Source organism: Pseudomonas sp. TE3-3-F2023 (genome assembly GCF_036784815.1).
Classification (GTDB): Bacteria; Pseudomonadota; Gammaproteobacteria; order Pseudomonadales; family Pseudomonadaceae; genus Aquipseudomonas; species Aquipseudomonas pudica.
This window is the reverse complement of the sequence record NZ_CP145113.1, coordinates 146,826-161,675: the sequence shown is the minus strand read 5'-3', so window position 1 is coordinate 161,675 and position 14,850 is coordinate 146,826. Positions and strand designations below refer to the sequence as shown.

Below are 14,850 nucleotides of genomic sequence, written 5' to 3'. Positions count from 1 at the left end.
CGGATGCCGCAGGCGCAAGGTGCTGAGGCGCACTGCGGCAGGCCGGTACAACTTATTGCTGGTGCTCACCGCGCTCGCGGGCGATGGCCCGGTAGCCGATGTCGGTGCGGTAGAAGCTGCCGTTCCAGCTTACTTCCTTGGCCAGGCGGTAAGCCTGCTGCTGCGCGTCGGCAACCGTGCTGCCCATGGCGGTTGCACACAGTACGCGCCCACCGTTGGTGGTCACCTTGCCATCCTTCAGTGCGGTACCGGCATGGAACACCTTGCCTTCGATCTTCGCAGCAGCGTCCAGGCCGTTGATCACGTCACCCTTGGCGTAGTCGCCCGGGTAGCCGCCGGCAGCCAGTACCACGCCCAGGCTCGGGCGTGGGTCCCATTGTGCTTCGACCTTGTCCAGCGCCTTGGCGAATGCGGCCTCGACCAGCAGCACCAGGCTCGACTCCAGGCGCAGCATGACTGGCTGGGTTTCAGGGTCGCCGAAGCGGCAGTTGAATTCGATGACCTTGGGGTTGCCCGCCTTGTCGATCATCAGGCCTGCGTAGAGGAAACCGGTGTAGACGTTGCCTTCCTCGGCCATGCCGCGCACGGTCGGCCAGATCACCTGGTCCATCACGCGCTGGTGCACTTCGGCAGTGACCACCGGGGCGGGGGAGTAGGCACCCATGCCGCCGGTGTTCGGGCCGGTGTCCTGGTCGCCGACGCGCTTGTGGTCCTGGCTGGTGGCCATGGGCAGCACGTTCTGGCCGTCGACCATGACGATGAAGCTGGCTTCCTCGCCGTCGAGGAACTCCTCGATGACCACGCGGGAGCCCGCATCGCCGAAGGCGTTGCCGGCCAGCATGTCACGCACGGCGGCTTCGGCTTCTTCCAGGGTCATGGCGACGATCACGCCCTTGCCTGCGGCCAGGCCGTCGGCCTTGATCACGATCGGCGCGCCTTTTTCCTGCAGGTAGGCCAGCGCCGGCTCGATTTCGGTGAAGTTCTGGTAGTCGGCGGTCGGGATCTTGTGACGCGCCAGGAAGTCCTTGGTGAATGCCTTGGAACCTTCCAGCTGGGCCGCGCCCTTGGTCGGACCGAAGCAGTCCAGGCCGCGGCTGCGGAACAGGTCGACCACGCCGATGACCAGCGGTGCTTCCGGGCCGACGATGGTCATGTCGACGTTCTTCTCGGCGAAATCAGCCAGTTGCTCCAGGGCGCACACGTCGATGGCGACGTTCTCGCACTTGGCTTCAATGGCAGTGCCGGCGTTGCCCGGGGCAACGAAGACTTTCTCGACGCGCGGGTCCTGGGCGACTTTCCAGGCCAGGGCGTGCTCACGGCCGCCGCTGCCGATGATCAAAACTTTCATGTCAAAACCTCTGTTTGGCGGCAGTCCTCGTACCTTGTGGGAGCGGGTTCACCCGCAAATGCGGCGGTGAGTCCAACATCGCATTCGCGGGTGAACCCGCTCCCACAGGGGCCGAGGATCGGCCGGCCATCTTGATTAGTGGCGGAAGTGGCGCATACCGGTAAAGACCATCGCGATACCTGCCTCGTCGGCAGCGGCGATGACTTCGGCATCACGCATCGAACCACCTGGCTGGATCACGGCGCTGATACCCACTTTAGCCGCATTGTCGATGCCGTCACGGAACGGGAAGAACGCGTCCGACGCCATGACCGCGCCCTGCACTTGCAGGCCGGCATGCTCGGCCTTGATCGCGGCGATACGGGCGGAGTTGACGCGGCTCATCTGGCCGGCGCCGACACCGATGGTCTGGCGCTGCTTGGCGTAGACAATGGCGTTGGACTTGACGAACTTGGCCACTTTCCAGGCGAACACCAGGTCGTGGATCTCTTGCTCGGTCGGTGCACGCTTGGTGACGATCTTCAGGTCATCGGCGGTGATCATGCCGATATCGCGGCTCTGCACCAGCAAACCGCCGTTGACGCGCTTGAAGTCCCAGCCGGCAGCGCGCTCGGCTGGCCACTCGCCGCATTCCAGCAGACGTACGTTCTGCTTGGCGGCAACCACGTCGCGGGCAGCCTGGGAGATTTTCGGGGCGATGATCACTTCGACGAACTGGCGGTCGACGATGGCCTTGGCGGTTTCGCCGTCCAGCTCGCGGTTGAAGGCGATGATGCCGCCGAACGCCGACTCGGTGTCGGTGGCATAGGCCAGGTCGTAGGCCTTGCGGATGCCGCCTTCCTCTTCAGGTACCACAGCCACGCCGCACGGGTTGGCGTGCTTGACGATGACGCATGCCGGCTTGACGAAGCTCTTCACGCACTCCAGTGCGGCGTCGGTGTCGGCCACGTTGTTGAACGACAGCTCCTTGCCCTGCAGCTGGATGGCAGTTGAAACGCTGGCTTCGCCTTTCTTCGCTTCCACGTAGAACGCCGCGCTCTGGTGCGGGTTCTCGCCGTAGCGCATTTCCTGGGCCTTGACGAACTGGCTGTTGAAGGTGCGCGGGAATTCGCTGCGGTCTTCAGTGCTCAGGGTCTCTTTGGCCTGGTCGATGGTGCCCATGTAGTTGGCGATCATGCCGTCGTATGCGGCGGTGTGTTCGAACGCCTTGAGCATCAGGTCGAAGCGCTGGGCGTAGGTCAGGCCACCGGCCTTGAGGCCTTCGACGATGCCGGCGTAGTCGCTGGCGTTGACCACGATGGCCACGTCCTTGTGGTTCTTGGCAGCCGAACGGACCATGGTCGGGCCGCCGATGTCGATGTTCTCGATGGCGGTCGGCAGATCACAGCCAGGCTTGGAAATGGTGGCTTCGAAGGGGTACAGGTTGACTGCTACCAGGTCGATCGGCTTGATTCCGTGCTCGTTCATGATGGCGTCGTCGGTGCCGCGACGGCCCAGGATGCCACCGTGGATCTTCGGGTGCAGGGTCTTGACCCGGCCATCCATCATTTCGGCGAAGCCGGTGTAGTCGGCCACTTCCACCGCGTTGACGCCGTTGTCCTTGAGCAGCTTGTAGGTGCCGCCGGTGGACAGGATCTCGACACCGAGCTGCTGCAACTCACGGGCAAATTCGAGGATACCGGTCTTGTCGGAGACGCTGATCAGGGCGCGGCGGACTGGCAGGCGGGTAGTCTGGTCGGTCATTTCGGGTTCCAATAACGCGGTGGAGTCAGCAAAAAAGGCGCCTCTGTTCAGGGAGCCGCCTTTTCTGGTTGGGATTCTGGCTTACAACAAGTCGTACTGCTTGAGCTTCTTGCGCAGGGTGCCTCGGTTCAGCCCGAGCATCTCGCTGGCCTTGGTCTGGTTGCCCTTCACGTAGTTCATAACGCTTTCGAGCAGGGGCGCCTCGACTTCGGAGAGCACCAGGTTGTACACGTCCGTCACGGTCGCGCCTTCCAGGTGGGCGAAGTAGTTGTGCAGCGCCTTCTCGACGCTGTCGCGAAGGGTCTGGCCCTCTTCGCTCGGCGTGTTGAGGTGCTGTTTCAGGTTGGCGTTGTCGCTCACGGGCGTTGTTCCACTCACAAATGTCTCGGTCATCATCGTCATGCGGCCACCCCTTGTCCGTCCTCTGTCTCAAGGCTCTGTCGACGTTCGCTGAAAAACGCGCGAACGTTGGCGCACTGCGCTTGTGTGTCTTCCAAAGCGTTGAACCGGGAGCGAAACTCCTTGCCGCCGGGTCGTGTTGCCAGGTACCAGCCAACGTGCTTGCGGGCGATACGTACGCCCATCACATCGCCATAGAAGGCATGCAGCGCGGCCAGGTGCTCCAGCAGAATGCGTTCCACTTCGTCCAGCTGCGGCGCTGGCAGGTGTTCGCCAGTGCGCAGGTAGTGCTCGATCTCGCGAAAGATCCATGGCCGCCCCTGGGCGGCCCGGCCGATCAACAGGCCATCTACCCCGGTGGCGTCCAGCACCGCCCGGGCCTTTTCTGGCGAGGTGATATCGCCGTTGGCAAAAACCGGGATCGACACCGCCTGCTTGATGGCAGCGATGGTGTCGTATTCGGCTTCGCCGGTGTACAGGTCGGCGCGTGTGCGGCCATGCACCGCCAGCGCCTGGATGCCGGCCTGCTCGGCGATCCTCGCCACGTTCAGGCCGTTCTTGTTCGCCCGGTCCCAGCCGGTGCGGATCTTCAGGGTCACCGGGACGTCCACGGCGCCGACCACGGCGTGGAGTATCTCGCTGACCAAGGCTTCATCTCTCAATAAAGCAGAGCCTGCGGCTTTGTTGCAGACTTTTTTTGCCGGGCAGCCCATGTTGATATCAATGATCTGGGCGCCTGCTTCGACGTTGGCCTTTGCCGCCGCTGCCATCATCTGCGCATCACCACCGGCGATCTGCACCGAGCGTGGCTCGGGATCACCTTCATGGATGCGGCGCAGGCTCGACTTGCGGCTGTTCCACAGGCTCATGTCGCTGGAGACCATTTCCGACACCACCATGCCGGCGCCCAGGCGCTGGCAAAGTGTACGGAAAGGCTGGTCCGTGACCCCGGCCATGGGCGCGAGGATCAGGTTGTTGCGTAGTGTGTATGGGCCGATGCGTACCGCCGACATAGGTGATCCCTGTTGTGGGGCCGAATCTTGGAGTTCGAAAAAGGGTTGGCATGATACCCGCTCTCGGTGACCGGATAAAGATGGATTTGGATAAAATCTGAACAGTTGTCGGCTTATGACTTTTGGTATGGGCGAGGACCCTGAACCTTGTGCGGCCCCTTTGGGAGCGGGCGTGCCCGCGAAGCAGGCGGCGCGATGGACGGCACGGGCTTCGCCCGTGTTCGCGGGCGCGCCCGCTCCCACAGGGTGGTGGCTATTCCGGCGAACGGAAGCTCAGGCTGTAATTGACGGCCTTAGGCCCCGGGTCGAGGATGTCCAGGGCGATGTGGATCGGAGTCTGGCTGGGCATTTCGCCGCGCCCGGCCAGTTCGCCGGACAGGTACTCGCTGGGCTTGAAGCGCCGGCTGGCGATCAGCTGGCCATTGAGGTCGGCGAAGCGCAGTTCCAGCAACGGGAACGGCTGGGCGAACGGCGCGCGGTTGTAGATGATCGCATCGACGATCAGTGCACCCTTGAAGTCCGGGTGGCTGCGTACCACCAGGTTGCTGCTCTTGATTCGGGCGATATCGACGCGGGTCGGCACTTGGCAACCGACCAACGGGCAGATTTGCTGGAAGAGTGGCCGGTACTGGTCCTGGCGGGCCATTTCCTCGAAGTGGAACCACACGTACTGGAACGCCAGCATGCCAGCGGCCAGCAGGGTCAGGAAGCCCCACAGCAGGCGCTTGCCCCAGTTGGGCGCGGGCTTTTCCCAGCCCAGTTGCAGCGGGTCGTCGACCACGTCGACCAGCGGCTCCTTGCGCGCCGGGCGCTCGGCTTTGCCGGCAAGGCCTGGTTCCAGGCGTTCGCCGGGCAGCGGCTCTACAGGTTCGTCATCGCGCGCCGACAGGTGCAGCTCCAGGGGCTCATCGTCGCGGGCGCTCAGGCCCTGTACCGGGGCTTCATCAACGCTGGCACGCAGTGGTTCGTTGAATTCGGTGCGGTCATCGATTTCGGCGGCACGGTGTACCGGTGGCTCGTCGTCGATGTCCAGGTCCAGGTTGCCACCTAACGTCGGCTCGGTACGCTCGCCCGGCGCTGGCTCCAGGTCCAGCTCCAAGGGTTCCGGGTCCCGTAGCACGGGCGCGGTATCGATCGCCGGTTGCGGTTCGAACGGTTCATCGTCAGCCGTACCGAACAGGTCGTTGGCATGTTCGTCCGGGTGCAGTTCGTCACGTCGGGCTTGCAGGCCGCCATCCTGGCTGGCCGGGCGAGCCGTGGCCGGTTGGCCGCGGCGCTCCAGGCGCTCCAGTTCCATGTCGAGGTCGAGCGCGTCCAGCGCCTGGTTGGTGAGCGCCCAGTCCTCGTCCGGGGTAGAGCCGGGCTCGCTGGCGACAGACTCGGGGGCGATCTCCGGTTCGACCGGCGGCTCCGCAGGGGCCGCAGGTATCGGCGCCGGCACCGCAGGTGCGCTGGTTCCGCTGGCGCGGTTCTGCTCCAGCAGCTGTTTGGCGGCGTTGAACACCTGCAGGCATTGGCCGCAGCGCACTACGCCGCGGGCCACGCTCAACTGGTGATGGGTGACGCGAAAGCTGGTCTGGCAATGCGGGCACTGGGTGACGAAACTGTCGGTCATGCGGCAATCCGGGAGCTGTGCAGAAAAGTATTCTAGGCCCGCTTAACGGCGGCGGCCACTGATGCGCACCCAGCCGTCGCGCACGACGATCGGGTCCAGCTCGAAGTCGGCGGCATAGGCCGCAGCCACTTCGTCACCCTGCTCGGCGAGGATGCCCGACAGTGCCAGCAGGCCACCTGGGCGGACCAAGCCGGACAGTCGCGGTGCCAGCGACACCAGCGGGCCGGCGAGGATGTTGGCGACCAGCACATCGGCCTGCATGGCCGGCATGTGCTCGGGCAGGTACAGCGCCAGCTTTTCATCGGCGATGCCGTTGCGCTGGGCATTGTCGCGCGAAGCCTCGATGGCCTGCACGTCGATGTCGGTACCGACTGCTTCACGGGCGCCCAGCAGCAGCGCGGCGATGGCCAGAATGCCCGAGCCGCAGCCGAAGTCCAGCACCTGGGTGCCTTCGAGCTGCTGGCCGTCGAGCCATTCCAGGCATAGCGCGGTGGTCGGGTGGGTGCCGGTGCCGAACGCCAGGCCCGGGTCGAGCAGCAGGTTCACCGCGTCCTGTTCCGGGGCCTCGTGCCAGCTGGGCACGATCCACAGGCGACGGCCGAAGCGCATCGGCTGGAAGTTGTCCATCCAGCTGCGTTCCCAGTCCTGGTCCTTGATCACCTCGGCCTGGTGCTCGGGCAGCTCGGCGCCGGTCAGCAGGCGCAGGTGGGCGAATACCTGCTCAGGGTCGGCATCGGCCTCGAACAGGGCCAGCAGGTGGGTATGCGACCACAGCGGGGTGGTGTTGAGGTCTGGCTCGAAGATCGGTTGATCCTCGGCGTCCATGAACGTGACCGAGACGGCACCCACTTCGAGCAGGGCATCTTCGTAGGTTTCGGCTTGTTCCGGGCTGATGGCCAGGCGTACTTGCAGCCAGGGCATGGCGGGCACCTTTGGTAAATCGACAGGGGCAGCCCTAGGCTGCACGAAGGCTGGCAGTTTACGCGAGTGCGGGGATTTTGTGGATTGAATCGGGGGCTGCTGTGCAGCCCAATCGCCGGCAAGCCAGCTCCCACAGGGTTCGCGCAATTGTTGAGGCCTATGCAAATCCTGTGGGACCTGGCTTGCCGGCGATTAAGCCATCAGCCCGTTCATGGATGGTTCAGACGAAACACAGCGAAAGCGACTCAGCTATATAAGCAGGCTTCTCCTCACCGTCGATCTCCAGCGTGGCAATCGCCTTGAGCAACCATTGCCCCGGCCTCTTCTCCGTCACCTCGGCCAAATCCACCTTCAGTCGCACCTGGCTGTCGACCTTAACCGGCTGGATGAAGCGCACACTGTCCAGTCCATAGTTCACCACCATTTTCAGCCCTTCCGGCAAGACCAGGATGTCCTCGATCAACTTGGGAATCAGCGACAACGTCAGGAAACCGTGGGCGATCGTGCTACCAAACGGGGTTTTCGCCGCCTTTTCCGGGTCAACATGGATGAACTGGAAGTCGCCGGTGGCTTCGGCAAACAGGTTGATGCGCTGCTGATCGATCTTCAGCCAGGCCGAGCGGCCCAGTTCCCTACCAACGTACTGCGAAAGCTCTGTAACCGGTACATGGGGCATCGCGGACTCTCCAGGTTGTCAGTTGGTACGAAAGTGCAAGATCAGCACGGCGAACCGTTTCAGTCAAGTTGCGCGCTTTTCGACGAATATCGGTATATGGCGGCCACGTGCTTATAATGGCGGTCATGCCCGAGGGAGATGCTTATGCTGTTGCGTGGTTTGACCTGGCTGGTGCTGTTCCAGCTGCTGGGAACGGCAATCAACCACCTGTTGGTGCCGTTTCTGCCGGGGCCGATCATCGGCCTGTTGCTGCTGTTGTTCTTCCTCATGGCCCGTGGTGAGGTGGGCAAGCCGCTGAACGAGGCCGCCAGCAGCCTGCTGCGCTACCTGCCGCTGTTGCTGGTGCCACCAGCGGTGGGAGTCATGGTGTATGCCAAGGATATCGCTGCCGACTTCTGGGCCATTGCCGGTGCCTTGCTGATCTCCTGCCTGGTAACTCTGGTGTTTGTCGGCGTGTTGATGCAAAAGCTCATCCACCGCCAAGGCCGGCGCGAGGAGCAGCCATGATATTCGACTGGCAAGGCGCACTGGATGCGGTTGTTCATCATCCCTTGTTCGGCATCGGCATCACGCTTGGGGCCTACCAGTTGGTACTGGCGGCCTACGAGAAGACCCGCTGGATCTTCCTGCAGCCGGTACTGGTGTCGATGCTGCTGGTGATCGGCGTGTTGCTAGTGTGTGGCATCGACTACAGCGAGTACCGCAAGAGCACCGAAATCATGAATATCCTGCTGGGGCCTGCCACCGTGGCCCTGGCCGTGCCGCTCTACCTCAACCTGCGGCGTATCCGGCAGCTGTTCTGGCCCACATTTACTACGCTGGTAATCGGAGGCCTGTTCGCCACGCTGTGCTGCCTGTTGCTGGGCTGGTGGTTCGGTGCCGAGCACATGATCCTGATGACCATGGCACCGAAGTCTGTGACCTCGCCAATCGCCATGCTGGTGGCCGAGCAGATTGGCGGCGTGGCGGCCCTGGCGGCGGTGTTCGTGCTGATTACCGGGGTGATCGGGGCAATTTTCGGCCCGGCGCTGCTGAGCCGTTTTGGCGTGCATAGCCCCGAGGCGCGCGGCATGTCTCTGGGCGTGACCGCGCACGCGGTGGGCACTTCGGTGGCCCTGCAGGAAAGTGACGAATGCGGCGCCTTTGCCGCGCTGGCGATGAGCCTGATGGGGGTGGCCACGGCGGTGTTCCTGCCGCTTGCGGTCAGCCTGGTGGCTTGAGGACTTGTGATGACGCTACCGCTGTTTCCCCTCAATACCGTGCTGTTTCCCGGTTGTTTCCTCGATTTGCAGATTTTCGAGGCGCGCTACCTGGACATGATCGGGCGCTGCATGAAGCGGGGCGAAGGTTTTGGAGTGGTGTGCATCCTCGAAGGCGAGCAGGTCGGAAAGGCGCCGCCGGTGGTTGCCTCGATCGGCTGCGAGGCGGTGATCCGTGACTTCGTGCAGCAGGATAACGGCTTGCTGGGTATCCGCGTCGAAGGTGTGCGGCGCTTCAATCTGGAAAGCACCGAGGTGCAGAAGGACCAGTTGCTGGTGGGGCAGGTGCAATGGCTGCCGGAGCAGGCGGACAGCCCGTTGCTAGAGGCGGACGAAGACCTGCTGGCGTTGCTGGTGGCCCTGGGTGAACACCCGATGGTCGAAGCCTTGGACATGCCGCGGCCTGTGGACGGGCGCCAGACGTTGGCCAACCAGTTGGCGTACCTGCTGCCGTTCATGGAAGAGGACAAGCTGGATCTGCTGACCCTCGACTCGCCGCAGGAGCGGTTGGGGGAAATCCAGAAGCTGCTGGAGCGGATTCAGGGTGAGTTGTTTGCCTGATAGTGATGTGTTGTCAGTGCCGACCTCTTCGCGACACAAGGCTGCTCCTACAGGCTGACGAGATCCCCGTAGGAGCAGCCTTGTGCTGCGAAGAGGCCGGTACAGGCGACATCAATATTGATACCGCAGCAAAGCCTGCGGCAGCGCATGCATGGCAAAGAACGCCAGCAATGCGACACATGCCGGCAACACCAGCCACCACACTCGCAGCGGCAAGGCCGGGAGGGTCTGGTGACGCTGCGCCAGTGCGAGGCTGAGCGCACACACACAGCATGCCAGCAAGGCCCCGGCGAGGATGTCGGTCGGCCAGTGCGCCCCCAGGTACACCCGTGACAGGGCAATCGCCAGCGCCGGAATGCAGCCCAGCATCACCCAGGTCAGGCGCATCCGCGGCGGTTGACCGCGACCGGCCAGCACCGCCATCACCAGAAAGAACGCAAATGACGCCGAACTGTGCCCGCTGGGCATGCTGTAGCTGGTCAGCGGGTCACTCAGCACTTCCGGGCGAGCCCGGGCGAACAGCCACTTCAGCGTGCCATTGGCAAACGCCGTACCCATCAGCGCGCCCGCAGCGAACATGGCATGCCGCCACTGCCGCGCTAGCAGCAGCAGGCCCGTCAGCAGGCCGCCGAGGAACAACTGGGTGCGGAAATCGCCCAGCCGGGTCACCAGCACCACGGTGCCATCGATGGCCTGGCTGCGGTGCTCCTGTACCAGCGTCATCACACCCTGGTCGAATTCGTGCAGGTAGGGCCAGCCGAGGAAAACCCCGGCCAACGCCAGGAAACTCATGCCGGCGATCAGCCGGGTGCCGTGGCGTTGATCGCGAATGCTGGTGTTCAGGCTCAGTCCGATGAAGACTGCCAGGGTGCCGGCGATGATCCCTGCATCCAGCCAGAAGCCCTCCGGCAAGGGCAGGCGCATGGCAGCGCCGGTAGCCCAGCCGGGCAGCAGGTAGGCCACCGACCAGCCGGCACCGGCCACCAGGCTGACGGCGATGAAGCGCGGCAGTGGCATGTCGAACATGCCGGCGACCATCGGCAGCATTGGCCGCAACGGCCCGATGAAACGCCCTACCAACAGGCTGGCGATACCGTAGCGCTGAAAGTAGGCCTCGGCGCTGCCGATCCATTCCGGATGGTGGCGCAGCAGGGGTAGGCGGCGAATGTTCTGGTGGAAGTACTTGCCCACCGTGTACGACAAGGCATCACCTACCAGGCCGCCCAGAAAGCCCAGCAGCAGCGTTTCGCCCAGGCTGAAGGCGCCGCTGCCAGCCAGTACCGCGACCGCAAACAGCAGAACGGTGCCAGGCACGATGATGCCGGCAATGGCCAGGCACTCGATGCAGGCCACCAGGAAAATCGCCAGGCCAAGCCACTGCGGGTTGGCGCTGAGCCAGCCGGTCAGGCTGTCGAGCCATTGGCCCATGGTTCAGCTTCCTTGTTCGAGAATGAAGAAGTCCCGGCCTTCGACTTGGCCGCGACGTAACGGGTTCCGCGTGCAGAAACGGGCGTATTCGGCATCGACGAAGCGGTAGGGCAGGTGCTCGTCGCGGCCATGGGGGATGCCCAGGCGGGCGGCCTGGATCACCCGCGGCACGGTGATGCCGCAATCCTCCACGTACAGGCGCTCGGGGTCGAAACGCTGGGCGTCCCAGTGCGGCACCTTCAGGCCCAGGGCCCGGCACAGCAAGGTCTGGCCGGCGCACAGGCGCTCGGCCGGGCGGAGGTTGCCGCTGGCATCCGGGTTGTTCAGTTGCATCTGCGCCAGGCTGTTAGGGCCCGAGCGGGCGTCCTGCCAAGGATAGGCCGACTTGATCAGCACCGCGTTGCCCGGCCCATGGGCGCTGAAGTTCAGCGAGTCGCCACCGCGCGCGTAATACATATAGATGTGGCCGCCATCGAGGAACAGCGCCTTGCGCTTTTCGGTGTAGCCGAGCGAGGCGTGGCTGCCTTTGTCGGTGAGGTAGTAGGCCTCGGTTTCGATGATGCGCGCGGCCAGCCACAGGTCGCCTTGGCGATGGCGGATGACTTTGCCCAGCAAGGCCTTGGCCAGGGTCTGGGCATCACGGTCGAAAAAGCTGTCGGGCAAGGCTGGCATGCGGGCGGTTTGTGGTTGAGAAGGCTGGGATGATAGCAATGAATGGCTTAATCGAGGCTGAATCGAGTGGGATGTTGGCAGTTCCGGCCTCTTCGCGGGTAAACCCGCTCCCACAGATACCTCGGAGGTCCCAACCCTTGTGCAATCACTGTGTGAGCGGGTTTGTCCGCGAAAGGGCCACAACAAGAGATAGAAATTTCGATAACCCCGGTTACATCTTTCCTACACAATGCCCTCAGCCATTTTCTACCATCCGCCACCCGCCGCTGGGCGTACACCTGCGCGCCAGTTATAATCAGCCGATTTCCCCTTCGCCAAGACACCGAACCCATGACTGAGTCCGTTCTTGACTATATGACCCGCCTGGGTCGCGCTGCCCGTGAGGCTTCACGGGTGATCGGCCGTGCCAGCACCGCGCAGAAGAATCGCGCCCTGCAAGCTGCCGCCGATGCGCTGGATGCCGCTCGTGCCGAGCTGACCGCTGCCAACGAACTGGACCTGGCTGCCGGCCGCGCCAACGGCCTGGAACCGGCGCTGCTCGACCGTCTGGCGCTGACCCCGGCGCGTATCGACGGCATGATCACCGGCCTGCGCCAGGTGGCCAGCCTGCCGGACCCAGTCGGTGCCATCCGCGACATGAGCTACCGCCCATCCGGTATCCAGGTCGGCAAGATGCGCACGCCGCTGGGGGTGATCGGGATCATCTACGAGTCGCGCCCGAACGTGACCATCGATGCCGCCAGCCTGTGCCTGAAGTCGGGTAACGCGACCATCCTGCGTGGTGGCTCCGAAGCCATCCACTCCAACCGCGCCATCGCCACCTGCATCCAGCGTGGCCTGGCCACCGCCGGCCTGCCGGCTGCCGTGGTTCAGGTGGTCGAGACTACCGACCGCGAAGCCGTGGGCGCGCTGATCAGCATGCCGGAGTTCGTCGACGTCATCGTGCCTCGCGGTGGTCGTGGTCTGATCGAGCGCATCAGTCGCGATGCCCGAGTGCCAGTGATCAAGCACCTGGACGGTATCTGCCACGTCTACGTCAGCCAGCACGCCGATCTGGACAAGGCTTGGCGCGTGGCGTTCAACGCCAAGACCTACCGCTACGGCATCTGTGGCGCCATGGAAACGCTGCTGGTCGACAAGCAGGTGGCCGAGCGCTTCCTGCCGGAAATGGCCCGTCGCTTCCAGGAGAAGGGCGTCGAACTGCGTGGCTGCGAACGCACCCGGGCGATCATCGACGCCAAGCCGGCCACAGAGGCCGACTGGCACACCGAATACCTGGACGCGATCCTGTCGATCCGTGTGGTCGACGGCCTGGACCAGGCCATCGAGCACATCAACCACTATGGCTCGCACCACACCGATTCGATCATCAGCGAACACCAGGGTGAAGCCCGCCAGTTCATGGCCGAAGTCGATTCGGCGTCGGTCATGCTCAATACTCCGACCTGCTTCGCCGACGGCTTCGAGTACGGCCTGGGTGCGGAAATCGGCATTTCCACCGACAAGCTGCATGCCCGTGGCCCAGTCGGCCTGGAAGGCCTGACCTGCGAGAAGTACGTCGTGATCGGCGACGGCCAGCTGCGTGGCCAGGAGTCCTGCTGAGTTGAGCAAGGCCCAGGCAGTCCGGCGCATCGGCATTCTTGGCGGTACCTTCGACCCCGTGCACATCGGCCACCTGCGCAGCGCGCTGGAAGTGGCCGAGTTCATGGGGCTGGACGAGCTGCGCCTGCTGCCCAACGCCCGGCCGCCACACCGCGACACCCCGCAGGTGGCCGCGCAGGATCGCCTAGCCATGGTGCAGAGCGCCGTGCAGGGCGTGCCTTGCCTGAGCGTGGATGCCCGCGAGCTGGCGCGCGACAAACCGTCGTACACCATCGACACGCTGGAATCGATCCGTGCCGAACTGGCCACCGACGACCAGCTGTTCCTGGTGCTGGGCTGGGATGCCTTCTGTGGCCTGCCCGGCTGGCACCGCTGGGAAGAATTGCTGCAACACTGTCATATCCTGGTGCTGCAACGCCCGGATGCCGACGTAGAACCCCCTGACGAGCTGCGTAACCTGCTGGCTGCGCGCTCGGAGAGCGATCCCACCGCCATGTCCGGCCCGGCGGGAAACATTTCGTTCGTCTGGCAGACGCCGCTTGCGGTGTCGGCTACACAGATCCGACAGCTGCTGGCCAGCGGCAAATCGGTGAGGTTCCTGGTGCCGGACGCCGTACTGGCCTACATCGAGGCGCACGAACTGTATCGTGCACCTAACTGACGGTGCCTCTGGCGCCTCATCCAACGAGTTGAACGAGTTTTATATGACCAAGCAGAAAATCCACGGCGAAGAACTGGTCGCCCTGACCAAGGCAGCGCTGGAAGACGTCAAGGCCCAGGACATCCAGGTCATCGACGTACGCGAAAAGCACAGCCTGACCGACTACATGATCATTGCCACCGGTACTTCCAACCGCCAGATCAACGCGATGCTGGAAAAGGTCCGCGAAGCGGTCAAGGCCAAGGGTGCCCAGCCACTGGGTGAAGAAGGCAAAGGCGACAGCGACTGGGTGCTGCTGGACCTGAACGATGTCATCGTGCACATGATGACCGCCGCTGCCCGCCAGTTCTACGACCTGGAGCGCCTGTGGCAGGGTGCCGAGCAAAGCCGTGCAGCCGATGGCAAGCACCATAGCCCGGACCATGCCCACGAGTACTCCGACAAGCTCAAGGACCGGGAATAAGGAAAGCGCTGTGCGTCTGCGCCTGATCGCGGTCGGCTCGCGCATGCCGAAGTGGGTCGAGGAAGGCTGGCATGAATATGCCAAGCGCCTGCCTGCCGAGCTGTCGCTGGAGCTGGTGGAAATCCCGCTGAACACCCGAGGCAAGAATGCCGACGTTGCCCGCCTGATCCGTCAGGAGGGCGAGGCCATGCTGAGCAAGGTTCAGCCAGGGGAACGCATCGTCACCCTCGAGGTCCACGGCAAGCCCTGGAGTACCGAACAGCTGGCGACCGAGCTGGACCGCTGGCGCCTGGATGCGCGCACGGTGAATTTGATGGTGGGCGGCCCGGAAGGCCTGGCGCCCGAGGTCTGTGCGCGCGCCGAGCAACGCTGGTCGCTGTCGCCGCTGACCTTGCCGCACCCATTGGTAAGGATACTCATCGGCGAGCAGATCTACCGCGCCTGGACCGTGTTGTCCGGGCATCCTTACCATAAATGAGCCTGTAAGCA

16 protein-coding genes are annotated in these 14,850 nt (G+C 63.8%); 7 read left to right on the top strand and 9 right to left on the bottom strand.

What is annotated here, in order from left to right; all coding sequences use genetic code 11:
- Nucleotides 1-52: 52 nt before the first annotated feature.
- The 7 genes from purD to V3314_RS00720 all read right to left on the bottom strand — a co-directional run bounded on the left by purD (nt 53) and on the right by V3314_RS00720 (nt 7,715).
- Entirely contained in the window at nt 53-1,348 is a 1,296-nt protein-coding gene (purD, locus tag V3314_RS00750) for a phosphoribosylamine--glycine ligase (protein WP_046613241.1), read from the bottom strand.
- 135 nt (nt 1,349-1,483) lie between these two features.
- Nucleotides 1,484-3,091, bottom strand: a complete 1,608-nt coding sequence (purH, locus tag V3314_RS00745; RefSeq protein ID WP_046613240.1) for a bifunctional phosphoribosylaminoimidazolecarboxamide formyltransferase/IMP cyclohydrolase — start codon at nt 3,089-3,091, stop codon at nt 1,484-1,486.
- Between the two features lie 81 nt (nt 3,092-3,172).
- The gene (gene fis / locus V3314_RS00740; RefSeq protein ID WP_012274390.1) at nt 3,173-3,493 is read right to left on the bottom strand and encodes a DNA-binding transcriptional regulator Fis; all 321 of its coding nucleotides are present in this window, start codon (nt 3,491-3,493) and stop codon (nt 3,173-3,175) included.
- Nucleotides 3,490-4,503 (bottom strand): tRNA dihydrouridine synthase DusB, encoded by a 1,014-nt coding sequence (gene dusB / locus V3314_RS00735; protein ID WP_046613238.1) that lies wholly within the window; start codon nt 4,501-4,503, stop codon nt 3,490-3,492. Before dusB ends, fis begins: the two co-directional genes overlap by 4 nt.
- A 253-nt stretch (nt 4,504-4,756) precedes the next feature.
- Complete coding sequence (locus V3314_RS00730) at nt 4,757-6,118, bottom strand: DUF3426 domain-containing protein (protein ID WP_338459832.1); 1,362 nt, start codon at nt 6,116-6,118, stop codon at nt 4,757-4,759.
- A gap of 42 nt (nt 6,119-6,160) precedes the next feature.
- Nucleotides 6,161-7,039 carry a 50S ribosomal protein L11 methyltransferase gene (gene prmA / locus V3314_RS00725; RefSeq protein WP_046613234.1) on the bottom strand — a complete coding sequence of 293 codons (879 nt, stop codon included), beginning with the start codon at nt 7,037-7,039 and terminating at the stop codon, nt 6,161-6,163.
- A 220-nt stretch (nt 7,040-7,259) separates the two neighbouring features.
- The gene (locus V3314_RS00720) at nt 7,260-7,715 is read right to left on the bottom strand and encodes a MaoC family dehydratase (protein ID WP_046613233.1); all 456 of its coding nucleotides are present in this window, start codon (nt 7,713-7,715) and stop codon (nt 7,260-7,262) included.
- A 144-nt stretch (nt 7,716-7,859) separates the two neighbouring features.
- Between V3314_RS00720 and V3314_RS00715 the strand changes: the two genes are divergently transcribed.
- From V3314_RS00715 to V3314_RS00705, 3 genes are read left to right on the top strand one after another with little or no spacing between them, the layout of a single operon-like run.
- Nucleotides 7,860-8,222 carry a CidA/LrgA family protein gene (locus tag V3314_RS00715; protein ID WP_046613232.1) on the top strand — a complete coding sequence of 121 codons (363 nt, stop codon included), beginning with the start codon at nt 7,860-7,862 and terminating at the stop codon, nt 8,220-8,222.
- Nucleotides 8,219-8,935: an LrgB family protein gene (locus V3314_RS00710; protein ID WP_338459831.1), complete on the top strand. Its 717-nt coding sequence runs from the start codon at nt 8,219-8,221 to the stop codon at nt 8,933-8,935. Before V3314_RS00715 ends, V3314_RS00710 begins: the two co-directional genes overlap by 4 nt.
- Before the next feature lie 9 nt (nt 8,936-8,944).
- Nucleotides 8,945-9,535 (top strand): LON peptidase substrate-binding domain-containing protein, encoded by a 591-nt coding sequence (locus tag V3314_RS00705; RefSeq protein WP_039613550.1) that lies wholly within the window; start codon nt 8,945-8,947, stop codon nt 9,533-9,535.
- A 111-nt stretch (nt 9,536-9,646) separates the two neighbouring features.
- On the opposite strand, the gene V3314_RS00700 is transcribed toward V3314_RS00705, so the two are convergent.
- The gene (locus tag V3314_RS00700; protein ID WP_338459830.1) at nt 9,647-10,963 is read right to left on the bottom strand and encodes a bifunctional DedA family/phosphatase PAP2 family protein; all 1,317 of its coding nucleotides are present in this window, start codon (nt 10,961-10,963) and stop codon (nt 9,647-9,649) included.
- 3 nt (nt 10,964-10,966) lie between these two features.
- On the bottom strand, nt 10,967-11,635 hold the full coding sequence (locus tag V3314_RS00695) for a DNA-3-methyladenine glycosylase (RefSeq protein ID WP_046613229.1): 669 nt from the start codon (nt 11,633-11,635) through the stop codon (nt 10,967-10,969).
- Between the two features lie 330 nt (nt 11,636-11,965).
- Here V3314_RS00695 and V3314_RS00690 point away from each other — a divergent pair, with 330 nt between their 5' ends.
- From V3314_RS00690 to rlmH, 4 genes are read left to right on the top strand one after another with little or no spacing between them, the layout of a single operon-like run.
- The gene (locus V3314_RS00690) at nt 11,966-13,237 is read left to right on the top strand and encodes a glutamate-5-semialdehyde dehydrogenase (protein ID WP_085599653.1); all 1,272 of its coding nucleotides are present in this window, start codon (nt 11,966-11,968) and stop codon (nt 13,235-13,237) included.
- Nucleotide 13,238: 1 nt separating this feature from the next.
- A complete protein-coding gene (gene nadD / locus V3314_RS00685) occupies nt 13,239-13,898 on the top strand; it encodes a nicotinate-nucleotide adenylyltransferase (RefSeq protein ID WP_046613227.1) in 660 nt (219 codons plus the stop codon).
- Nucleotides 13,899-13,941: 43 nt separating this feature from the next.
- Nucleotides 13,942-14,361 carry a ribosome silencing factor gene (gene rsfS / locus V3314_RS00680; protein WP_013974359.1) on the top strand — a complete coding sequence of 140 codons (420 nt, stop codon included), beginning with the start codon at nt 13,942-13,944 and terminating at the stop codon, nt 14,359-14,361.
- Nucleotides 14,362-14,371: 10 nt separating this feature from the next.
- Nucleotides 14,372-14,839, top strand: coding sequence for a 23S rRNA (pseudouridine(1915)-N(3))-methyltransferase RlmH (gene rlmH, locus V3314_RS00675; protein ID WP_003249722.1), 468 nt, complete (start codon nt 14,372-14,374; stop codon nt 14,837-14,839).
- The last annotated feature ends 11 nt before the right edge of the window (nt 14,840-14,850 follow it).